This is a genomic window from Frankia sp. CgMI4 (assembly GCF_001756285.1).
Taxonomy (GTDB): domain Bacteria; phylum Actinomycetota; class Actinomycetes; order Frankiales; family Frankiaceae; genus Frankia; species Frankia casuarinae.
In genome coordinates this window covers 1-20,443 of sequence record NZ_MAQZ01000094.1, presented here as the reverse complement: position 1 = coordinate 20,443, position 20,443 = coordinate 1, and the positions used below count along the sequence as shown (strand labels likewise).

19 protein-coding genes and 1 pseudogene are annotated in these 20,443 nt (G+C 73.1%); 13 read left to right on the top strand and 7 right to left on the bottom strand.

Features of this window, described 5'->3' with window-relative positions:
- The first annotated feature begins 185 nt into the window (after nt 1-185).
- Entirely contained in the window at nt 186-962 is a 777-nt protein-coding gene (locus tag Manayef4_RS17045) for a TIGR00730 family Rossman fold protein (RefSeq protein WP_070132238.1), read from the top strand.
- Nucleotides 959-1,564, top strand: a complete 606-nt coding sequence (locus Manayef4_RS17040) for a TIGR00730 family Rossman fold protein (protein ID WP_070132237.1) — start codon at nt 959-961, stop codon at nt 1,562-1,564. Before Manayef4_RS17045 ends, Manayef4_RS17040 begins: the two co-directional genes overlap by 4 nt.
- A 15-nt stretch (nt 1,565-1,579) precedes the next feature.
- Here the strand turns inward: Manayef4_RS17040 and folP are convergent, their stop codons facing one another.
- Nucleotides 1,580-2,392, bottom strand: a complete 813-nt coding sequence (folP, locus tag Manayef4_RS17035) for a dihydropteroate synthase (RefSeq protein ID WP_011438213.1) — start codon at nt 2,390-2,392, stop codon at nt 1,580-1,582.
- Between the two features lie 189 nt (nt 2,393-2,581).
- Between folP and Manayef4_RS17030 the strand changes: the two genes are divergently transcribed.
- The 3 genes from Manayef4_RS17030 (at nt 2,582) to Manayef4_RS17020 (ending at nt 5,189) form a co-directional block, all read left to right on the top strand.
- Complete coding sequence (locus tag Manayef4_RS17030; RefSeq protein ID WP_070132236.1) at nt 2,582-2,944, top strand: DivIVA domain-containing protein; 363 nt, start codon at nt 2,582-2,584, stop codon at nt 2,942-2,944.
- Nucleotides 2,945-3,166: 222 nt separating this feature from the next.
- Nucleotides 3,167-3,334, top strand: coding sequence for a DUF3117 domain-containing protein (locus tag Manayef4_RS17025; protein WP_011438211.1), 168 nt, complete (start codon nt 3,167-3,169; stop codon nt 3,332-3,334).
- Nucleotides 3,335-3,458: 124 nt separating this feature from the next.
- A complete protein-coding gene (locus tag Manayef4_RS17020; protein WP_070132235.1) occupies nt 3,459-5,189 on the top strand; it encodes a M17 family metallopeptidase in 1,731 nt (576 codons plus the stop codon).
- Between the two features lie 101 nt (nt 5,190-5,290).
- Here the strand turns inward: Manayef4_RS17020 and Manayef4_RS17015 are convergent, their stop codons facing one another.
- Nucleotides 5,291-6,013, bottom strand: coding sequence for a hypothetical protein (locus tag Manayef4_RS17015; RefSeq protein WP_070132234.1), 723 nt, complete (start codon nt 6,011-6,013; stop codon nt 5,291-5,293).
- A 153-nt stretch (nt 6,014-6,166) separates the two neighbouring features.
- Complete coding sequence (locus Manayef4_RS17010) at nt 6,167-6,820, bottom strand: class I SAM-dependent methyltransferase (protein ID WP_011438208.1); 654 nt, start codon at nt 6,818-6,820, stop codon at nt 6,167-6,169.
- 138 nt (nt 6,821-6,958) lie between these two features.
- Here Manayef4_RS17010 and sigE point away from each other — a divergent pair, with 138 nt between their 5' ends.
- The 4 genes from sigE to tatB all read left to right on the top strand — a co-directional run bounded on the left by sigE (nt 6,959) and on the right by tatB (nt 11,996).
- Nucleotides 6,959-7,795, top strand: a complete 837-nt coding sequence (gene sigE / locus Manayef4_RS17005; RefSeq protein WP_083282519.1) for an RNA polymerase sigma factor SigE — start codon at nt 6,959-6,961, stop codon at nt 7,793-7,795.
- Nucleotides 7,792-8,652: a zf-HC2 domain-containing protein gene (locus Manayef4_RS25085; protein WP_070132232.1), complete on the top strand. Its 861-nt coding sequence runs from the start codon at nt 7,792-7,794 to the stop codon at nt 8,650-8,652. The genes sigE and Manayef4_RS25085 overlap by 4 nt, the downstream gene beginning before the upstream one ends.
- A 1,375-nt stretch (nt 8,653-10,027) precedes the next feature.
- On the top strand, nt 10,028-11,389 hold the full coding sequence (locus Manayef4_RS16995; RefSeq protein ID WP_254665701.1) for a trypsin-like peptidase domain-containing protein: 1,362 nt from the start codon (nt 10,028-10,030) through the stop codon (nt 11,387-11,389).
- Nucleotides 11,390-11,456: 67 nt separating this feature from the next.
- Entirely contained in the window at nt 11,457-11,996 is a 540-nt protein-coding gene (tatB, locus tag Manayef4_RS16990; RefSeq protein WP_070132231.1) for a Sec-independent protein translocase protein TatB, read from the top strand.
- Between the two features lie 128 nt (nt 11,997-12,124).
- Here tatB and Manayef4_RS16985 read toward each other — a convergent pair whose 3' ends face one another.
- The gene (locus Manayef4_RS16985; RefSeq protein WP_070132230.1) at nt 12,125-13,267 is read right to left on the bottom strand and encodes a P-loop NTPase; all 1,143 of its coding nucleotides are present in this window, start codon (nt 13,265-13,267) and stop codon (nt 12,125-12,127) included.
- A 305-nt stretch (nt 13,268-13,572) separates the two neighbouring features.
- Here Manayef4_RS16985 and Manayef4_RS16980 point away from each other — a divergent pair, with 305 nt between their 5' ends.
- Complete coding sequence (locus Manayef4_RS16980; protein WP_070132229.1) at nt 13,573-14,091, top strand: MarR family transcriptional regulator; 519 nt, start codon at nt 13,573-13,575, stop codon at nt 14,089-14,091.
- A 58-nt stretch (nt 14,092-14,149) separates the two neighbouring features.
- Here the strand turns inward: Manayef4_RS16980 and Manayef4_RS16975 are convergent, their stop codons facing one another.
- Nucleotides 14,150-15,019, bottom strand: a complete 870-nt coding sequence (locus tag Manayef4_RS16975) for a PHP domain-containing protein (protein WP_070132228.1) — start codon at nt 15,017-15,019, stop codon at nt 14,150-14,152.
- A 132-nt stretch (nt 15,020-15,151) separates the two neighbouring features.
- A complete protein-coding gene (locus tag Manayef4_RS16970; RefSeq protein WP_070132227.1) occupies nt 15,152-16,594 on the bottom strand; it encodes an aldehyde dehydrogenase family protein in 1,443 nt (480 codons plus the stop codon).
- Between the two features lie 297 nt (nt 16,595-16,891).
- Between Manayef4_RS16970 and gabT the strand changes: the two genes are divergently transcribed.
- The 3 genes from gabT (at nt 16,892) to Manayef4_RS16955 (ending at nt 20,196) form a co-directional block, all read left to right on the top strand.
- On the top strand, nt 16,892-18,319 hold the full coding sequence (gabT, locus tag Manayef4_RS16965) for a 4-aminobutyrate--2-oxoglutarate transaminase (protein ID WP_011438198.1): 1,428 nt from the start codon (nt 16,892-16,894) through the stop codon (nt 18,317-18,319).
- Between the two features lie 157 nt (nt 18,320-18,476).
- Complete coding sequence (locus Manayef4_RS16960; RefSeq protein ID WP_349257450.1) at nt 18,477-19,121, top strand: DUF6758 family protein; 645 nt, start codon at nt 18,477-18,479, stop codon at nt 19,119-19,121.
- A 94-nt stretch (nt 19,122-19,215) separates the two neighbouring features.
- Nucleotides 19,216-20,196 carry a YegS/Rv2252/BmrU family lipid kinase gene (locus Manayef4_RS16955; protein ID WP_023841762.1) on the top strand — a complete coding sequence of 327 codons (981 nt, stop codon included), beginning with the start codon at nt 19,216-19,218 and terminating at the stop codon, nt 20,194-20,196.
- On the opposite strand, the pseudogene Manayef4_RS25420 reads toward Manayef4_RS16955, so the two are convergent.
- Nucleotides 20,180-20,443, bottom strand: a pseudogene (locus tag Manayef4_RS25420) (cytochrome ubiquinol oxidase subunit I); the annotation flags it as partial. The gene Manayef4_RS16955 and the pseudogene Manayef4_RS25420 sit on opposite strands and share 17 nt — an antisense overlap.

Genomic DNA, 20,443 nt, shown 5'->3' with positions numbered 1-20,443 from the left:
GCCCGGAGCCGCCCTCCCCGCCGCTTGCTGAGGAGGAGGGCGCCGTGCCTTCTTCTGACGACCCGCCCGTGGGACGTCCCACGGCTTCTGGGGCTTCTGGTCCCGCTGCCGATCCGGGAACCTCGGCCCGTCCGGGAGCTCCCGCAGGCGGTGGGACCGGGACCGGTAGCGACACGGGGATCGCGATGGGGCGCGAGCGCCGCATCCCGCCGCCGGAGCAGTTCCGTGGGCCAGTCATTGCCCGGCGTGGCCAGGTGGAGCACTCCACCACGGATCAGCGCCTGCTCGACACCCGCAGCCCCTCGGGGTTCGTCCATTCCGACCCGTGGCGGGTCATGCGGATCCAGAGCGAGTTCGTCGAGGGTTTCGGCCTGCTCGCCGAACTGCCACGGGCGGTGACCGTCTTCGGCTCGGCCCGGATTCCCCCGGACAGCCCGTTCTACGGGCAGGGCCGGCTGCTCGGCGCCGCGCTCGCCGAGGCCGGCTTCGCGGTGATCACCGGCGGGGGGCCGGGCGCGATGGAGGCGGTGAACCGTGGGGCCCAGGAGGCCGGCGGCCTGTCGGTGGGCCTCGGCATCGAGCTTCCCTACGAGCAGCGGCTCAACGACTGGGTCGACCTCGGTGTCAGTTTCCGCTACTTCTTCGTCCGCAAGACGATGTYTGTGAAGTACGCCGAAGCGTTCGTGATCCTCCCTGGTGGGTTCGGCACGCTCGACGAGCTGTTCGAGGCGCTGACCCTGGTCCAGACCGGCAAGGTCACCCGGTTCCCGGTGGTGCTGATCGGCTCCGAGTACTGGTCGGGACTCGTCGACTGGATGCGGACGACCCTGCTGCCCGCCGGCCTGGTCCAGGAGCGGGACCTGCAGATCCTCTCGATCACCGACGACATCCACGAGGCCGTGCGCATCATCCTGGAGKGAACCGCCGGGCACACCCGGCCCGCAGGTATGGATATTCCGTGAACGTCTGCGTGTACTGCGCGTCCTCCGAGCTGATCGACCCCTCGTACGTCCTGCTGGCGGCCCAGACCGGCACCGAGCTCGCCCGGCGCGGCCACACCCTGGTTTCCGGCGGAGGCTCGGTGTCGTGCATGGGGGYGATCGCCCGGGCGGTGCGGGCCAGCGGAGGTTACACGGTCGGCGTGATCCCGCGGGCGCTGGTCGCGATGGAGGTCAGCGACCTGGACGCGGACGAGATCATCGTCACGGAGACCATGCGGGAGCGTAAGGCGCTCATGGACGCGCGCTCGGATGCCTTCCTGGCGCTGCCCGGGGGCCTGGGCACCCTCGAGGAGCTGCTCGAGGTCTGGGTCGCCGGGGTCCTGCGCATGCACACCAAGCCCGTGGTGCTCCTCGACCCCGACGGGGTCTTCGCCCACCTGCGGATCCTCGTCGACGAGATGGTCGACCGCGGGTTCGTCCGCCCGCGCGCCCGGGACACCCTCCGCTGGGCGACCGGCATCGGCGAGGCGGTGGACTTCCTGGAGGCGGGCGTGACAGCGGCGACCGTCACCTCCCCTCCGCCCCCGACCCCGACCCCGCGGGAGATCGTCGAAGGCGACTGAGCCCGTTCCTGTTCCTCAGGCGAGGCCGCGGCGAGCGACGGCGAGGTCGACGTCGCCCCGGATCGCCGCGACCATCCGCAGCGTCCGCCGCGTCGCCGCCACCTGGTGCGCCCGGAAGACCCGGGCCCCGAGCCAGGCGCTGACCGCGGTCGCGGCCAGCGTGCCCTCCAGGCGTTCGTCGATGCCGGTGTCCAGGGTCTCCCCGACGAAGTCCTTGTTCGACAGCGCGACGAGCACCGGCCACCCGGTAGCAACCAGTTCCGGCAGCCGGCGGGTGGCCTCAAGGGAGTGGCGGCTGTTCTTGCCGAAGTCGTGCCCCGGATCGACGAGGATCGCATCCGGCCGGACCCCGAGCGACACCGCCCGCTCGGCGAGCCCCACCGTGGTGGCGACGATGTCGGCGACCACATCGTCGTAGACCATCCGGTGCGGCCGGGTGCGCGGCGGCAGATGGCCGGCGTGGGTGCAGACCAGACCGACGCCGAACTCGGCCGCGACCTCGGCGAGCGCCGGGTCCACCCCGCCCCAGGCATCGTTGAGCAGGTCGGCGCCCTCACCCGCGACGACCCGTCCGACCTGCGCGCGCCAGGTGTCGACGCTGATGACCAGCCGGGGATGGCGGGCCCGGACCTCGGCGACGAAGCCACCCACACGGCGCAGCTCCTCGGCCGCACTCACCTCGCCGCCGGGCGCGGCCTTCACCCCGCCGATGTCGATGATCCCCGCCCCCTCGTCGACCGCACGGTCGACCGCAGCCAAGGCCTCGGCCGCACCGTATGTCGCCCCGCGGTCGAAGAAGGAGTCCGGGGTGCGGTTGACGATCGCCATCACGATCAGCTCGGTCGGCTCGAAGGTCCGCGGACCCAGTCGTAGCGGACCCAGTCGTTGCGGATCCAGTCGTTGCGGATCCAGTCGTTGCGGATCCAGTCGTTGCGGGGCCGGGTGGGCAGTGTCGGCATGCACCGGGCCAGCCTGCCAGAATCACCACGATCGGCGGGCCGTGGCACGATCGGATGCGTGGTGCTCGTCATCGAGATTGTGATCGTGGCCGCCGTCGTCTTCGCGGTGGCCGCGCTGGCCGTCGGTCGCTTCRATCGGCTCGCCCCGGCGCCGCCGGACGGCGCTCCTACCGGACTACCTGCCGGCATGGTGACAGCCGGTGACGTTGCCCGCACGCGGTTCGGGATGGCGCTGCGTGGTTACCGGATGGCCGAGGTCGACGCCGTCCTGCTTCKGCTCGCCGACGAGCTGGCCTGGCGGGACGAGGAGCTGGCCCGGCGGGACGAGGAGCTGGTCCGGCTGGCCGCCTTCGCGCGCGTCGACACCGCGCCATCGCCGGACGGGCATCGGGATACTCGCTCGCCACAGATCGACGAGTGATCGCCGCCGACTGTCTGTGGCATCACAGTCGACTGTTGGTAGCCGATCGATCTGGCCTATGCAGGGACACGCGCAGGCGTTGTCGTCAACATCGACGCCCACCTCTCGATGTTGCGGCGGGCGACTGTTGTGATGCCGCGCAGAGACGTGTTTCGGTTTGCGGTCCGGTCTACGGGATAATCGTCGTCAGATGCAGGTCCGACGGCAGGAAGAGGTGCACCGATGGCGGCCATGAAGCCGCGGACGGGTGACGGTCCGCTCGAGGTGACCAAAGAGGGGCGCGGCATCGTCATGCGTGTCCCGCTGGAGGGGGGCGGTCGGCTCGTCGTGGAACTCACCGCCGACGAGGCGAGTGCGCTGGGGGATGCCCTGAAGACCGCGGTCAGTTAACCGTCCGTGCGTCCGCCCGGGTGTCCGTCCGCGTGCGCCGTCCTCGCGTCCGTCCCGCGGCAGCCGGGTTCCGTCGTGGTCCGGCGGTYCCGGTGAGTCCGGCGGTCCCGRTGAGAAGGCCGGCATGAGCATCGTTGATTCCGCGTCAGGCCCGGCGATCGACGGGCTCATCAGGCTTCCTCCCGGCGTTACCCTACGGTCCGCCACCGTCGCCGACGTCGAGCCCTCGACCGTCGCCCTGGTCCTCGCGTCGTCCGAGAACGGACCCGTGTTCGACGAAACTGCCCGCGGTGTCGGCGCCGATCTCGGACTGGATCTTGCGCTGCTGGTCGAGTCCGAGTCCCTGCGCGGCGATGCGGGTTCGGTGCTGGTGGTGCCGTTGGCCCGGACGGCTCGGCCGACCCGGCTGCTCGTGGTCGGCATCGGCGCCGGTCAACCGGGTGACTGGCGGGCCGCGGGCGCCGCGCTCGCCCGCCGCGCCGGGGCACCGGACCGGCTCGCGGTGGTGGCGGAGCCCGGCGATCCGGGCCTGCGGGCCTTCACCGAAGGCTTGGCGCTAGGCGCCTACCGGGCCGCTGGAGTGCTCGACCGGGCCGCTGGAGTGCTCGACCGGGCCGCTGGAGTGCCCGACCGGGCCGGCCGGCCCGGGCCGGAGAACGGCGCGCCCGGCAACGTCATCGTGCTCACCGGTCGGGCGGACGAGCCCGGGGCGGTGGCCGCGGTCGGCGCCGCGCGGGCGGTGGCCACCGGGGTGTACATCGCCCGCGATCTGGTCAACATGCCGAGTCTGGTGAAGTCACCCGAGTGGCTGGCGAACCGTGCCGTGCGCATCGCCGCGTCGGCGGGTCTCGACACGACCCTGCTCGGCCCCGACGATCTTTCGGCGCAGGGCTTCGGGGGGTTGTGCGCCGTCGGTGAGGGTTCCCCGCGGCCRCCCTACCTGGTCAAACTCGAATATCACGGGCCACCGTGGACTTCTGGCGAGGCCGGGTTGGCGGGATCCACCGGGTCGGCGGGATCCACCGGGTCGGCGGGATCCATCGGGTCGGCGGGATCCATCGGGTCGGCGGAGCCGGATGGTTCGCCGGCGGGCCGCTTCACCGATGGTCACCGGGTCCTGGTCGGGAAGGGAATCACCTTCGACTCGGGTGGGCTCTCCCYGAAGCCGGCCGTCCCGATGGCCGGCATGAAGACCGACATGGCGGGCGCGGCGGCGGTGCTCGGGGCGATGACCGCGTTGCCGGCGTTGAACGTGCCCGGGCGCGTCACCGGCCTGCTCTGTCTGGCGGAGAACATGATCGGTGCGACTGCCATGCGTCCCGGCGACGTCATCACCTGCTGGGGCGGGACCACGGTGGAGGTACTGAACACCGACGCCGAGGGCCGCCTGGTGCTGGCGGACGGCCTCGCCTACGCCGCGGGCGCGCTCGACGCGGATGTCATCGTCGATCTCGCCACGCTGACCGGAGCGATCGCCGTGGCGCTCGGCCGGCGCACCGCCGGGCTGTTCAGCTCGGACGACCGGCTGGCGGCGGCGCTGTCCGCCGCGGCGGACAGCGCCGGGGAACGGGTGTGGCGGCTGCCGTTGGTGAAGGAGTACCGGGCGGCGATCGACTCGCCGGTGGCGGACCTTGCCAACATCGGCCGGGCGCTGGACGTCGGGGGCGGTTCCATCACCGCGGCGCTGTTCCTGCGGGAGTTCGCGGGCCGGCGGCCCTGGGCACATCTGGACATCGCGGGCACCGCACGGTCGGACGCCGACGACGGCGAGATCAGCCGGGGCGGCACCGGGTGGGGGGTGCGTACCCTGCTGACCTGGCTGTCGAGTGGGCCATCCCAGACACCGGCGGCCTGAGTGTAGAGCCCCCGGAACTCCCGGATGTTCCAGACGTCCCCGATACCCCGATACCCCGATACCCCTGGATGTCCTGGATGTTGCCGGGCCGCGAGGGGATCTCAGGCCGCGAGACGCAGGAGCGCGGCCTCGTATTCCCGGGCGATGTCCGCGGTGAGGACCAGGGAGACCCGGAGCACCACGGTGCGCTGGACGAAGACGTACTCGGTGACGAGCGGGTTGTCGGCGGTGACGGTGAGGAGCTTCGTCGCCCGCTGCTGCGCGCTCGCCGCGTCCGCGAAGACCTCGATCGCGCCGCCGCGCTCGATCGCGCCCGCGGGGCTTCCGGAGACCTCGTTGACGCCCACCCGCGGATCGCTGAAGGCGATTCTGCTGGTGTAGCCGTTCGTCCGGCCCAGGAGACGATCCGGGTCGGTGGCCGCGCTGTAGACGACGGTGGTGTGCAGCGGCAGGCCCGCGCCGGCCAGCCGGATCGCCACCTGCTCGGCGGTAAGGCCGGCGAGGCCGCCTCCCACGGCCGACGGGGTGGGCACGGCCGTCGGGGAGGGGGTGGCGCCCGGTGCGGACGGGTGGGCGGAGCGCGCGCCGTGCGCCGGTCCCACCAGGCGGTTCAGCGTGTAACCGGCGATCCCGGCTAGGACCGCCACGACGAGGACGAACGTGATGTAGGGCAGCAGGCTCTCACGTGGGGCGGGCGGTGGCTCGGCGCGGCTGTCGTAGGCGTCCCTGGCCCGGCTGTCGTAGTCGTCCCTGGCCCGGCTGTCGTAGTCGCCGTAGTCGTCGTAGACGTCGTAGCGCCGGTACTCCTGCGCGGCCGGTGCCATTTACTCCCCAAGGCGTAGGAATGTCACGCTTAAGCGCACCTTACGCGCCCACTGAGGAGCCACCGGGTACCGGCACGATCGGCCGGCCCCGATCGTGTTACCGCGGACCGGCCACCTCGCCCGGGGTGCCGGCCACCTCGCCCGGGGTGCYGGTCAGCCGACCGGGGAGGACTTGGCGACCACGGCGACCAGGAGGCCGCCGCCGGTGGTGAGGAGCATCTGGGTAAGCCGCACGTCGTCACGTACAGCTGTGGCAAGTTCGCGGACCGCCACCGCCTCGGGGCCGGTGGCCTGGCCCTGGGCCAAGGCCAGCACGCTGGCGAACGCCACCACGCCGCCCGGCCGCAGCAGCCGCAGGGCCTGCGTGAGGTACTCGGTGCCCTCACGCCGGTCCGCGTCACAGAACACGAGGTCATAGGCGCCGTCGGTCAGCCGGGGGAGAACGTCGAGGGCGCGGCCGGTGATCAGCCGGCTGCGCCCGGGGGTCATCCCCGCGTCGGCGTAGGTGCGCCGGGCCAGCCGAAGGTGCTCGGCCTCGACGTCGATGGTGGTCAGGGTTCCGTCGGGCCGCATCCCGCGCAACAGCCAGGTACCGGAGACCCCGGTACCTGTGCCGATCTCGACCACCGCGCGGGCGCCCACGGCAGCGGCGAGGAAGCGTAGGACCGCGCCGGTACCCGGGCTGACCGGGACGATCCCGACCTCCTCGGCTCGGGCGCGGGCAGCGCGAAGGATCGGGTCTTCCAGCAGGAAGCCCTCGGCATAGGCGGCGGCGGACTCGAGTTCGCCGATGTCAGTGTCCGGCATGACTTCCTCAGCCTACGGGAACGGGAGACCGAGGACGCGCGTTCATCTGGTCAACGCGCATCGTGTCGAGGATCGAGGGGAGAAACATCGGTGTCCGCAGCGGGATTCGCCGCTCCCTGGCCGGCTCGTCGGGTACGTTTGACGCGAACCGACCGAGAGGCGGCCGTGSCTGCTCAGGACCCCGGGGCGGGCTCGGACGCCGCCGGCGTCGCCGCCACCGCAGAAGCTTCTGGTTGGGTTCCTCCTTCCTGGGAAGACGTGGTCCGTGAGCACGGCAACCGGGTCTATCGCCTCGCCTACCGCCTCACCGGTAACGCCCACGACGCCGAGGACCTGACGCAGGACGTGTTCGTCCGGGTGTTCCGGTCGTTGGCGGACTACACCCCCGGCACCTTCGAGGGGTGGCTGCACCGGATCACCACCAATCTCTTCCTCGACCGCATGCGTCGCCAGCAGAAGATCCGGTTCGATGCGCTGCCCGAGGACACCGAGCGGCTGGCCGGCCGCGAGGCGAGCCCGGAGGCGGTCTACGCCGAGGCTCATCTCGACGCGGACGTCGAGGCCGCGCTCGCCGCTCTGCCGCCCGACTTCCGGGCCGCCGTCGTGCTGTGCGACATCGAGCAGCTCTCCTACGAAGAGATCGCTCAGACGTTGGGCGTGAAACTGGGCACAGTGCGCAGCCGGATCTCGCGCGGTCGGGCGATGTTGCGCGCGGCGCTGGCTGATCGCGCGCCACGTACTGGTGACGGCGCCGCGTTGTCCGCCGCCGTGACGGTCTCGGACGACGCCCTTCTCACCGCGGAGCCCGCCGTCGGGCCGGTGGCGGCGGAGCTCGCCGAGGCGGACGTGGCGCCGCCGGACACGACCAGACCGCGTCGGGACCGAGGCGACGACGGGCGGCCCAGAAGCAGGGGACGGCATGGGCCCGTCGCCGCCGGGAGCAAGGGTGGTGCTCCGCGGGAGCGGCGGGCGTGACCGAGCATCTCGGCGATCGGATCTCGCCTCTCATCGACCATCAGCTTGATCATGACGCTCGTGATCGCGCGCTCGCGCATCTTGCCCGCTGCGGGGAGTGCCAGCGGGAGGTGGCGGCCCTGCGGATGGTCAAGGCACGGCTGGTTGCTCTCGATGGGCCGGATCTTCCTGGCGGCCTCGCGGTCCGGCTGCTGAGCCTGGGCGGTCTGACCGCGCTGCCCGCGCCCCCGCCGGGTTCGTCCCAGCGCTCCCCGCGCTCCCCGCGCTCCCAGCGCTCCCCGCAATCCCAGCGCTCCCCGCAATCCCAGCGCTCCCAGTTCCGTCCTGCGCCGGACAGGCGGGGGCCTACCCGTCTCGACCCGGTCAGGCTTCCCGGGGCGTTCACGGTGACAGTACCGGCCCTGCTGCCGCGTTCCGTCGAGCTCCGACAGCCCCCCTTCGATCCTCGCCCGGGCGCCGGCACTCGTCCCGCCTCGCCCAGGCCCGCCGCTCGACCGGCGCCGGCAGCCACCGGCGGGGCTGCGCGCGGTCCGGGTCAGGCGGGCCGTCCCGCGCCGGGGCTCGCGCGTCAGCACCTGCGGCGGCCGGCTTCGCCCGCCCCGCGCCGGCGGCTGCCGGCCCCGCACCGTCGTCCCACCCCCCGGACCAGCATGCGCCGAACCCTCCTCGGATCCGCCGCGCTGATGCTGCTCGCCGTCGCTGGTGCCGCCATCGCCGACGGCCAGGAGAGTACCCAGACGCCGGGGCCCGTCGCGGTGCCGACGGTGTCCTCGGTCGTCGCCCCGGGCGTTGCGAACGGCGTCCCGAGCCGGCTCACCCCGATGTTCGCCCCGGTCCGGGTGTCCTTGCGCCGTTGATCGTCCGCCCGTTCGGGCCGACTCGGGCGAATTCGGGCCGACCCGGGCGAACACGTTCCCCATCGACCCGGTCGGGGGTGTTTGAACGGGGGTATTCGGACGGGGTAGGCCGTCCCGGGTACCGGGAGGCGGTCGGGGCCGTGAGTTTCAGGGTGTCGCCTGCTCCGTCTCCCGGCGCCAAGCCCTGGCTGGTCGCCTTTGTCCGGCTGTCCGCCCCGGTCGCCGCCGGAAACCGGCGGGACGCATCTTTCCGGTACCTGAAAGACATTTTCTGGGTGTTCTGGAGGAGAGGTCTCGTCTGGCCTGATGTGAGGCTTTACCGTGTTACCCGCTCGGACGCGTCGCGCGTGCTTTCCAGGACGGAACCGGTCGCCGGCGTTCCGCCGTGCCGTGCGACGAGCGAGTCGGGGAGGACGTGTGGACGTCAGCGACAACGAGGTGCCTGTCGCGAGCGTGGAACCGGTCGACCCGCCCGTACGGCCCCGACGTCTCGAGCGGTCATCCACGATGCGGTCGGTTCCCGCCGGCCCGGGCCACCGCGCCGATCCTTCCCGCCCTGGTGTCCCGCGAGCCGCCGGCGCGGCGCCTTCCGCCACCGACGGCAAGCCGCGGACCGACCAGGCCGGTGGCCGGGTCGCGGCGGCGCGCGACGAGACGACCGTCCCCTCGACCGGTGGGACGATACCCGTCAGTCGGCTCCGCCTTCCCGCCACGCCCCGGCCCACCACGGCCGGCGGTGCCGGGCCGCGGGTACAGCCCGGGGTGGTCGTCCCCGTGCAGCCGTCGGGACCCGTGCAGCCGTCCGGGTCGGAACCGGCGGCCGGGACACGCCGTCCGCAATCGCCTCGTACGGCATCCACCACCGCGATGACCGGGCCGGCGGAGGAGACCCGGCCCGAGCGGCGACCCACGGCCGCCGGGACGCCGGGCACGGGTAGCCCGGCGGCACGCGCTCCTGAGCCGGCCCCGGGGACTCCATCGGGTGCGGGGCCATCGGGTGCGGGGCCGCAGCCGCGGCCCACGGCCCGTGAGGGTGCGACGCCGGAATCCGGGGCGGCGCGGATTCCGGTACGTCAGCCCGGCCGGCGTCCGCCGACCCTCCCACCCGGGTGAGGACAGGGCCGGCTCCGCTCCTGGAGGGCATCGCCACCCCCGGCATTCCGGGCGGGTCGAGGGGGCCGCTCCGGGCGTGGGTGCTCCGGGCGTGGGTGCTCCGGGGGCGGGTGCTCCGGGGGCGGGTGTTTCGAGGACGGGCGTTTCGGGTCCGGGGGCGCCGGGCGCCCGGGCGGGCTGCGACCCGGGCGCCGCCGCGACCGACCGCGGGCGCGCTGCGGCGGACGGGAACCCGCGGGAGCCGTCGGGAGGCTTGCCGACGGTGACCGCGGTGCGTGGCTTCGGCACGCAGCCGCCGGCCCCACCGCCCGCCGAGACGGGCTCCCCGCGGGCGTGGTCGCCGACCTCGACGCCGTATCCGCTGCCCGCGGACTCCGACGGCGGCGGCTCCGAGAGCGGCGGCTCCGACAGCGGCGGCTCGAACGCCGCGCCGTTCGCCGTGCCGTTCGCCGATGTCCTGACTGGTCGTTCGGCGCCGCGGGGGCGCCTGGTCGCTCCTGGTCGCCCGGTCGTTCTCGGTCACCGGGTCCTCCTCGCGAGCATCCTGGTCGCGGGTCTGCTGGGTGGGGGGATCGGTGCGCTGCTCGTCTCGATGACCGAGCGCGGCAGCGACCAACAGGCGTCGGCGGCCCTGCCGGTCGGTACCGCCGCGCCCAGCTCCGACCGCAGGTCGGTCGCGTCGATCGCCGCGACGGCTCTGCCCAGTGTGGTGACGATCGACGCCGGTGGCGGGGGGGACGGCGATGCCGCGGGTACCGGCTCCGGGGTGATCATTAGCCCGGAGGGGTACATCCTGACGAACAACCACGTCGTGGYGTCCGCGGTCGCCGCCAGAACTCCGATCTCCGTGCGCCGCTACCAGGAGTTCGGCCAGGTCCGGGCCGACCTGGTCGGGCGGGATCCCAAGACTGACATTGCCGTTCTGCGGATCCCGGCCCCGCAGCCCCTGCCGGCGGTGACGCTCGGCCAGTCCGGCTCGCTGGTCGTGGGAGCGCCGGTGGTTGCCATCGGGGCGCCGTTCGGCCTCGCCGGCACCGTGACGACCGGCGTCGTCAGCGCGCTCGACCGCAATCCCATGGTCCCGGCCGAGAGCGGCACCGACCCCACGGTGCTCATCGGGGCGATCCAGATCGACGCGGCGATCAATCCGGGCAACTCCGGTGGTCCGCTGCTCGACGGCCTCGGCCAGATGGTGGGGATCAATACCGCGATCGCCGCGGTGCCCGGCCATGAGTCCCAGAGCCAGAGCGGCAGCATCGGCGTGGGGTTCGCCATCCCGATCGACTTCGCCCGCTCGGTCGCTCAGGAGATCATTTCGACCGGTCGGGCGACCCACCCGTACCTCGGCGTGTCAGCCGCGACCGTCACCGCCGGCCAGGCGAAGGCCATGGGGACCACGTCGGGTGCCCGCGTCGTCAACCTGGCGCCCGGTGGCCCCGCCGAGCGCGCCGGGCTGCGCGTCGGCGACATCATCACGCGGGTGGACACCAGGGTTATCAGCGGGATGAACGACCTCATCGTCGCAGCCCGGCTCCACCGGGTAGGTGACCGGGTGTCGGTCGCCTACGAACGCGCCGGTGCCACCGCGACCACCCAGCTGACGCTGCAGGAACAACAGCGCTGAGCCGCAGACATCTTTTCGTTGCCCACGAGCTCCTTGCCCGCAACACCGGGAGAGGTACGCTCAGCGCGTGTTCAACGGTGTCGGGYGGGGTGAAGTCGTCGTCTTGCTTCTGATCGGGCTGTTCGTCTTCGGCCCGGACAGGTTGCCCAAGGCCGCCAGGGACGCGGGACGCGTGCTGCGTCAGCTGCGTCAGCTGGCCAACGGCATGCGTAACGATCTCAGGTCCGAGCTGGGCCCGGAATTCGCCGATCTGGATATCCGGGACCTGCATCCCAAGACCTTCGTCCGCAAGCACCTGTTCGAGGACGATCCGGTTCTGCCGCCATACCTCACCAAGCGGACCTCGCTCGACTCGCTGCTCCTCGGTGACGATCCGCCCGCGGCGCCGTCACTGACCAAGTCCTCGCTGCCGAGAGATCCCGCGGCCAAGGATCCGGCTCGTCCCGGCGCCGAGGCCGCGGTTCCGGCGGCGCCGCCCGGTCCGGTGTCCCCCATGCTGTCGAAGGTCTCGCCGAGCAAGGCGTCCGCCGCCCGCTCCGTGCCGGCGCAGCCGGCACGGAGCGACGGCCCGGCGACAGAGGTGCCCTTCGACTCGGACGCCACCTGAGGTTCGGCGTCGCCTGAGGTTCGGCGTCGCCGCCGGCTCGATGCACCCGCCCCGGGGCGGGGCCAGCCGGGGCCGGGCTCGCGTCGATCAGGCTGCGCGAACCCGGACGGACGGCCGATCGTAGGTGTTCAGCGCCCCACCGGCGTGAGGTTGAGGCTGCGTCCGGCGAGCCCACGGGAGCGGTAGGTGAGCCGGCCCGCCACCGCGTGCAGGGCCTTGCCCGCCTCGCTGTCCGGCTCGCCGATGACCAGCGGCATGCCGTTGTCGGCGCCTTCCCGGAGCCGGACGTCCACCGGGATCTGGGCCAGCAGCGGTACGTCATGACCGAGCACCCTGGTCAGCCRCTCGGCCACCGCAGCCCCGCCGCCAGAGCCGAACACGTCGACCCGCTCGCCGCAGTGCGGGCAGGGCAGCCACGCCATGTTCTCGACGACCCCGACCACGTTCTGCCGGGTCTKCACGGCGATGGTCCCGGCCCRCTCGGCGACCTCGGTGGCCGCCAGCTGCGGGGTCGTGACCAGCAGCAGTTCGGAGGACGGCACCAGCTGGGCCAGGGAGATGGCGATGTCACCGGTGCCGGGCGGTAGGTCCAGGAGAAGGACGTCCAKGTCACCCCAGAAGACGTCTGACAGGAACTGCTCCAGGGCACGGTGCAGCATCGGTCCGCGCCAGGTCACTGGCTGGTTGCCGMGCGTGAACATCCCGGTGGAGATGACTCGCACYCCGTGTGCCTGGGGCGGCATGATCATCTTTTCGACCTGGGTGGGCGGGCGGTCGATGCCCAGCATGCGGGGCACGGAGTGCCCATAGATGTCGGCATCGAGCACACCGACCGACAGGCCCGAACGGGCCATCGCGGCGGCCAGGTTCACGGTGATCGAGGACTTGCCGACGCCGCCCTTGCCGCTGGCGACGCCGTAGACCCTGGTGGTCGAGCCTGGTTGGGCGAAGGGAATCGCCTTGGGGGCGTTGCCCCCCCGCAGTTTCGCGTGCAGGGCACCGCGTTGCTCGTCCGACATGACCTGCAGATCGACGCGGACCTCGCGGACGCCCTCGACCGCGCTGACGGCTCGACTGACCCGATTGATGATCTCGTCGCGCATGGGGCAGCCGGACACGGTGAGCAGGACCCCGACGTCGACCGAGCCGTCGTCGAGCACGCGAACCGACGAGACCATGTCCAGCTCGGTGATGGGACGACCGATCTCGGGATCGTGCACCGTCGCCAGAGCCGACTGAATCGCGTCGGGGGAAGGCCGGGATAGGGACAAGGGAAACCTCAGTCACAGGTTGGTATCAGGTGCGGCCCGCCGGGCCGCCTGTGGGTCCACGATAGCCCGCGGGGGACGTGACGGCGCCGGCTCACGATCCCCGGTCCGCCGTGTTCGGCGGACCGGGGAGCGTGAGCCGCCCTGTCGGCTTCACGACGGGTGCGGAGCGTGCCCATCGTCATGACCAGGGGTGATTGTGTCCCGGTATGTGCCTGGTATGTGTCCCGGTGACGGAGGCGGCTGCTTGGGACGGTTTTGCGGGCGGGCCGCGACGTAGGCTGATCGTGCGGAGGCGGGAGGACGCGATGGCAGTCGAAGAGATGTTCGGCGCCAGCTCCGAGACCGGCGAGGACTGGGTCGACGAACATGGGATGTGGGCTTGGCGTGAGCTGCTGCACGCCCATGYCCACGTGACCCGGGTCCTCGAGGCCGAGCTCGAGGCGGCTCACCGGCTTCCCCTGGCCTCGTACGACGTGCTGGTCCAGCTCGCCGAGGCCCCGAACGGCGAGTTACGGATGAGCGAACTCGCCCAGGCGGTGCTGCTCTCCCGCAGCGGTCTCACCCGGTTGGTCGACCGGCTGGAACGGGAGGGACTGGTCGCCCGGCGGTCCTGCCCGTCGGATGCCCGCGGCACGCTCGCCACCCTCACCCCGCAGGGATTCGACCGCTTGCGGGCGGCCTCGGGCACCCACCTCAAGGGGGTCGCCCGGCACGTGCTCTCCCACTTCAGCCGAACCGAGCAGGACCTGCTCGCCGAGCTGCTGGGCCGGCTGAGCCCGCCGAGGCCGGGCGGCAACGGCCGGGGGTACGACGCGAACGCCTGAGCGGCCATGGCCTGCCGGCAGCGTGCCCGGCAGCGCGTGCCCGGCACCGCGCGGCCGGTCATCCGGACGCGGTGATCGGGACCGCCCCCCGCGCGGTGGAGATCAACGCCTCGTACGCCTCCCGGGAGGTGGTCTCGGCCCCGAGCCCCTGGGGCTTGCTGGTGCCGTGGAAGTCACTGGAACCGGTCGCCACCAGCGAGAGCTCGGCAGCGAGGCCACGTAGCCGGCGCCGCGCGACGGGTAGGTGATCGGGATGATCGACCTCGAGGCCRGTCAGGCCCGCCTTCGCCATCGCCTCGATCACCTCGGGACCGACTGTGACGCCGCGCCTGCTCGCGAACGGGTGCGCGAACACGCTCACCCCGCCGGCGCCGTGGATGAGGCGAAGCGCCTCCCAGACGTCCGGCTGCTCCTTGCCCACCCAGTACGGTCCGCCCGCGCCGATCCACCGGTTGCTGAACGCGGCCGCCACCTCGGGGATCAGCCCGGCCTCGACCATGACCGCGGCGATGTGGGGGCGGCCCACCGTGCCGGCCGCCAGCTCCAGGACCCGTTCCCAGCGCACCGGATGCCCGTCCGCGGCGAGTCGGTCGACCATCCGACGGGCCCGGGTGGCGCGATGTTCCCGCACCCGGGCCCGGGCCGCCGCGAACGCCGGCTCGGCCGGGTCGAACAGGTAGGCCAGCACGTGCAGGGATACCCACGCACCTGYCACCTCGACCTGGCAGGAGATCTCGGCGCCCGGCACCAGGGTCAGCCCGGCAGGCAGGGCCGCGGCCGCGCGGCCGATGCCCGCGATGGTGTCATGGTCGGTGAGCGCGAGGATCGACAGGCCCTGCCCGGCTGCGAGCCGGACGAGGTTCTCCGGTGACTCCAGGCCGTCCGAGGCGGTCGAATGGGTGTGCAGGTCGATGGCCACCCGCTCCATAATGCTTCATAGTGGCAGCTTTTCGCCGCGCGGCGATGATGTGGGCGGCAGGCCGGGGCGGCAGGCCGGGGTGAGACGGCGGTGCGGGCGGTGCGGGCCGTGGTGGTGGGCGACGGCGGGCGGCAGGGAGGCCTACAGGTCCAGACCGGTCAGGACCAGCACCCGGTCCTCGGTGAGGTCGGTCATGGCCGAGCGGACCCCCTCCCGCCCGATGCCGGAACCCTTCGTCCCGCCGTAGGGCATCTGGTCGGCCCGGTACGACGGGACGTCGCCGATGACGACCCCCCCGACCTGGAGCTCCCGGTGGGCGCGGAAGGCGGTGGCCAGGTCGTGGGTGAACACCCCGGCCTGCAGGCCGTAGGCGCTGTCGTTGATCCGGGCGAAGCCCTCGTCAACGCCGTCGACCGCCGCCACGACGATCACCGGGCCGAAGACCTCCTCGCTCACCACCTTGGCGGTGGGCGGAACGCCGGTCAGCACGGCCGGGCTGAGACTCGTGCCGTGGCGCGTCCCGCCGCAGACGAGTGTCGCCCCCGCCTCGACGGCCTCGGTGATCCACGCCTCGACCCGTTCCGCCGCCGCGACGTCGATCAGCGGCCCCACGTCGGTGGCCGGGTCGGCCGGATCCCCGTCGTGCAGCGCCCGCACGGCGGCGACGATCTCGGCGAGCAGCTCGTCGACGATCGTGCGGTCGGCGTAGACCCGCTGCACGGCGATGCACGACTGGCCGGCCTGGTAGTTGGCGAACAGGGCGATGCGGCCGGCGGCCCGGGCCAGATCGGCGGGGGTCGCGTAGTCGKCGGCGACCAGCACCGCCGCGTTCCCGCCGAGTTCGAGGACCACATGCTTGCGGGGGACCGTGTCGCGGATGGACCAGCCCWCCGGGCCGGAGCCGGTGAAGGACACCACGGGCAGCCGAGGGTCCGCGACGAGCGGGCCGAGGCGGTCGTTGGGGATCGGGAGGACCGACCACGACCCCTCGGGCAAGCCGGCGTCGGCGAGCAGGTCGCCGAGGAACAGCGCCGACAGCGGCGTGCGCGGGGCCGGCTTCACGATGATCGGCGCGCCGACCGCCAGCGCCGGCGCCACCTTGTGGGCGACCAGGTTGAGCGGGAAGTTGAAGGGGGTGATGCCCAGCACGGGCCCGCGGGGGAAACGCCGGGTGAGCGCGAGCCGTCCCTCCCCGGGGGGATCGGTGTCCAGCCTGGTCAGCTCCCCGGCGAAACGCCGGGCCTCCTCCGCCCCCCAGCGGAAGGTGGAGCTTGCCCGGGCCACCTCGGCACGCGACCAGGTCAGCGGCTTACCGCTCTCCGCGGTGATGAGACGGGCCAGTTCGTCGCCTCGACGGGCGATCTCCTTCGACACGCCGGCGAGCGCGCCGGCGCGGACGTGGGCCGGCAGCGCCGCGAACGCCGGGGCGACCGCCGCCGCGGCGGCCACGGCCGTCTCAACCTGGTCGGGGTCCGGCTGCGCGACGACGGCGACCTCCGCGCCGTCGAACGGGTGCCGAACGGTGGTCGTCGCCGACCCGGTGGCCGGCTTGCCTGCCAGCCAGAACGGCGTCGGCTCGCTCATCGCGCGGATGACCGGTCGGCGCGGGCGGCCACCGGGCCGCCTGGCGTCGAGCCGCCTGCCGTCGTCATCACCATCGAGCTCATTCTAGGCGCCCGCGCGGGCGGGGCGCCTGCGGCGCGCCCGGTCCCGCTCGAGGACCACCGGCCGGATCCCGGCGGCGGGGGACGATGGCCGGCCCGGCCCGGCCCGGCCCGGCCCGGCCCGGCCCGGCCCAGACCGGACCAGGGCCGCGGCGCGGCGGCGTGGCCCGGGCCGTGGACAGGTACGTGCGCGCATACGATCAGGTAGGAGCCGACGATGACCATTCCCAACCCGGCGGCGACCGGAATCGGCCTGCCCGCCACCGGCGGCCCGCGGCTGCCCCAGGAGCCGCGTCTGCACACCGAGATCCCCGGCCCGCGGTCCCGGGCACTCGCCGCGCGCCGCGTCGGCGCCGTGGCCCGGGGGGTCGGTGAGACCCTCCCGGTCTACGCGCACGCGGCGGGCGGCGGGGTCGTGGTCGACGTGGACGGCAACTCGCTCATCGACTTCGGTTCGGGGATCGCGGTGGTCAGCGTCGGCAACGCTGCGGACGGGGTCGTCGAGGCCGTGCGTGAGCAGATCGGCCGGTTCACCCACACCTGCTTCATGGTGACGCCGTACGAGGGCTATATCGCCGTCTGTGAGGCGCTGAACCGGCTGACGCCGGGTACCCATGAGAAACGCTCGGCATTGTTCAACTCCGGAGCGGAGGCCGTCGAGAACGCCGTCAAGATCGCGCGCAGCGCGACCGGCCGGGGCGCGGTCGTCGTCTTCGAGCACGCTTACCATGGCCGGACGAACCTGACGATGGCGATGACCGCGAAGTCGATGCCCTACAAGAGTGGGTTCGGGCCGTTCGCGCCCGAGGTCTACCGGATGCCGCTGGCGTATCCCTACCGCTGGCCGACCGGTCCCGACCGCTGTGGGGAGGAGGCCGCCGAGCGGGTGATCGAGCTCGTGCGGGACGAGATCGGGGCCGCGTCCGTCGCCGCGATGGTCATCGAGCCGATCCAGGGGGAGGGCGGTTTCATCGTCCCCGGGACCGGGTTCCTGCCCCGCCTCGCCGAGTTCTGTACGGTCGCGGGGATCGTGTTCGTCGCGGACGAGGTGCAGACCGGGTTCGCCCGGACCGGGACGATGTTCGCCTGCGAGCACGAAGGCGTCGTCCCGGATCTCATCACCACCGCCAAGGGCATCGCCGGCGGCCTGCCGCTCGCGGCCGTCACCGGCCGTGCGGAGATCATGGACGCCCCCCAGGTCGGCGGGCTCGGCGGCACCTACGGGGGGAACCCGGCGGCCTGCGCCGCGGCTCTCGCCGCGATCGACCTCATCGAGTCCGAGGACCTGGCCGGCCGGGCCCGCCGGATCGGCGAGATCGCCCTGCCCCGCCTGCACGCGTTGCGCGAGCGGTACGACTTCGTCGGGGATGTCCGGGGGCGGGGCGCGATGGTCGCCCTGGAGCTGGTCCGGGGCGCCGGCGACGACAGCCCGGACAAGGTCCTCACCGCCGCCGCGGCCGCCGCCTGCCATCGTCGCGGCCTGATCGTGCTCACCGCGGGCACCTGGGGCAACGTGCTCCGGCTGCTGCCACCGCTGGTGATCGAGGAGCCGTTGCTGCTGGCTGGCCTCGATCTCCTCGACGAGGCGTTCGCGGAGCTCGCGGCGCGCCGTCAGCCTCCCTCCCCGGCCCGCCCGGAGGGGTGACGGAGGGATGGCGCACCCGGCTGTTCGGCATATCTGCCCAGGTCGGACGATTGCGGGTGGGAACCTGGTGGGGCGATTGCGGGTGGAAAGCCGAGGGCATACCGGTGCCGGAGTGCCGATGTTCGGCGACATCTCCACCTACGCCAGGAGGCGCCCGGTGACCATTGCTGCGGCCTGCCCGCGCTGTCTCGGACCGCTGCGTCCACCCGATCTGTGGAGCAGCCAGTGGCGGTGCGACGATCACGGGGAGGTGAGTCCCTACCGCACCGCCGTGTCGTCGCGGGAACAGGCGCTCCACGCGCTGTCGAAGACCTCGACGGTCCCGATCTGGTTGCCGCAGCCGATGCCGGTCCACTGGTACGTCAGCGGCGTCGGCTGGGCCGGTGACGAGCGTACCGGGCCGCGTGCCACGGCAGTCGCCGCCGCCGGGCCCTCTCCGTTGGGCGGGCCGGCCGAGATGGTGCTCGTCGCCGAGGCGCCTCGGGTGGGACTCGGCGCCCGGCTCGCGGGCATCAGCGGTCCCGATCCCGAACCGCTGCCCGGCGTACCGGAGGCGAAGGTAGAGGCCGCCGGGCATCCCACGGCGCTGTGGCCGCTGGTCGTACCCCCCGATCGGGCGGCGTTCGTCGGGGAGGCCYGGGGGGTGTGGCTGTGGCTGGTGCTCTGGCCGGCCGACGCGGCCCTGCTCCTGCTGGAACACCTCGTGCTGCGGGACCTGCGCGACGATCCGCAGCTCGGCGAGCGGTCGTTCTTCGGTGCATCGAGCCAGCACCTGTCCGCGGGGCCGCTGCCCGGGCGGTGAGCCGCCATGGTCACGCATCCCCGGCTCCGCATCCCCGGCTCCGAATCCCCGGCCGCTGGGGGACCTGCCGCACCCGCCCGTAAGCTCGCTCACCATGACGGACGCCGCTGCCCCCCGCACACCCTCCCGGGGAAGCCTCGGTGCGGTGGCGCCGCAGCCGCTGCGGGTCGAACCCGCCGAGGTCGACCGCAACCGGCTGGCCGTGATCGTCAACCCGAGCGCGGGTCACGGGCGGGCGATGCGGATGCTCGACGGCGTCCGCATCGAGCTCGCGCGCTGGGCGCGGGACGTCCGGGTCACCCCGACCCGCGACCTCGCCCACGCGGACGATCTCGCGGCGGCGGCCACCGCCCAGGGCCGGGTCGTGGTCGCGCTCGGGGGCGACGGCCTAGCTGGCTCGGTGGCAGGGGGGGTGGCCCGCTGCGGCGGCGTGCTCGCGGTGCTCCCCGGCGGGCGCGGTAACGACTTCGTGCGTGGTCTCGGCCTGCCCCGCGACCCGTGCCGCGTCGCGGCCGGGCTTGCGCACGCCCGGGAACGCCGGGTCGACCTGCCCGAGGTCGGCGGCCGGCCGTTTCTCGGGATCGCGAGCGTTGGCTACGACTCCGACGTCCAGGTGATCGCCAACCGGACCCGGTTCCTGCGCGGCCAGCAGGTCTACACCTACGCGGCGCTGCGGGCGCTGGCCGCCTGGCGCCCGGCGCGCTTCACGGTGACGGTGGACGACCTCGCGCCTCGGGACCTGGTCGGGTGGACGGTTGCGGCGGCGAACTCGGCGTACTACGGCGGCGGGATGCGGTTCGCCCCCGGGGCGGACATCGCCGACGGGCTGCTGGACGTCCTGCTGATCTCGCGCACCTCCCGCCTGACGTTCCTGGCGCTGTTCCCGCGGGTGTTCTCCGGGCGTCACGTCGACACCCGGCACGTGCGGGTGCTGCGGGCCCGGCGGGTGCGCATCGAGGCCGACCGGCCCTTCGCCGTCTACGCCGACGGCGATCCGCTGGCGTCGTTGCCGGCGGAGATCGTCGTGCGCCCCGGTGCCCTGCGGCTGCTCGTGCCGGTTATTCCGGCGTCCTGAAGCCGGATTCCGGCGCCGGGCGGTCGGGTCCGGCCGCTGTGGATTCGGCCGCTGTGGATTCGGCCGGGTCCGCGGTCTCGGGCCTCGGCGTGGTCTCGGGTGTCAGTGTGATCTCGGGGGTCGCATGATAGTCGATGCGGCCGGCTGCCTGGGGATAGTGCAGGTCGAACGCCGGGCGTTCGGAGCGGATGCGCGGCAGCGTCCGGAAGTTGTGCCGCGGCGGGGGGCAGGAGGTCGCCCATTCCAG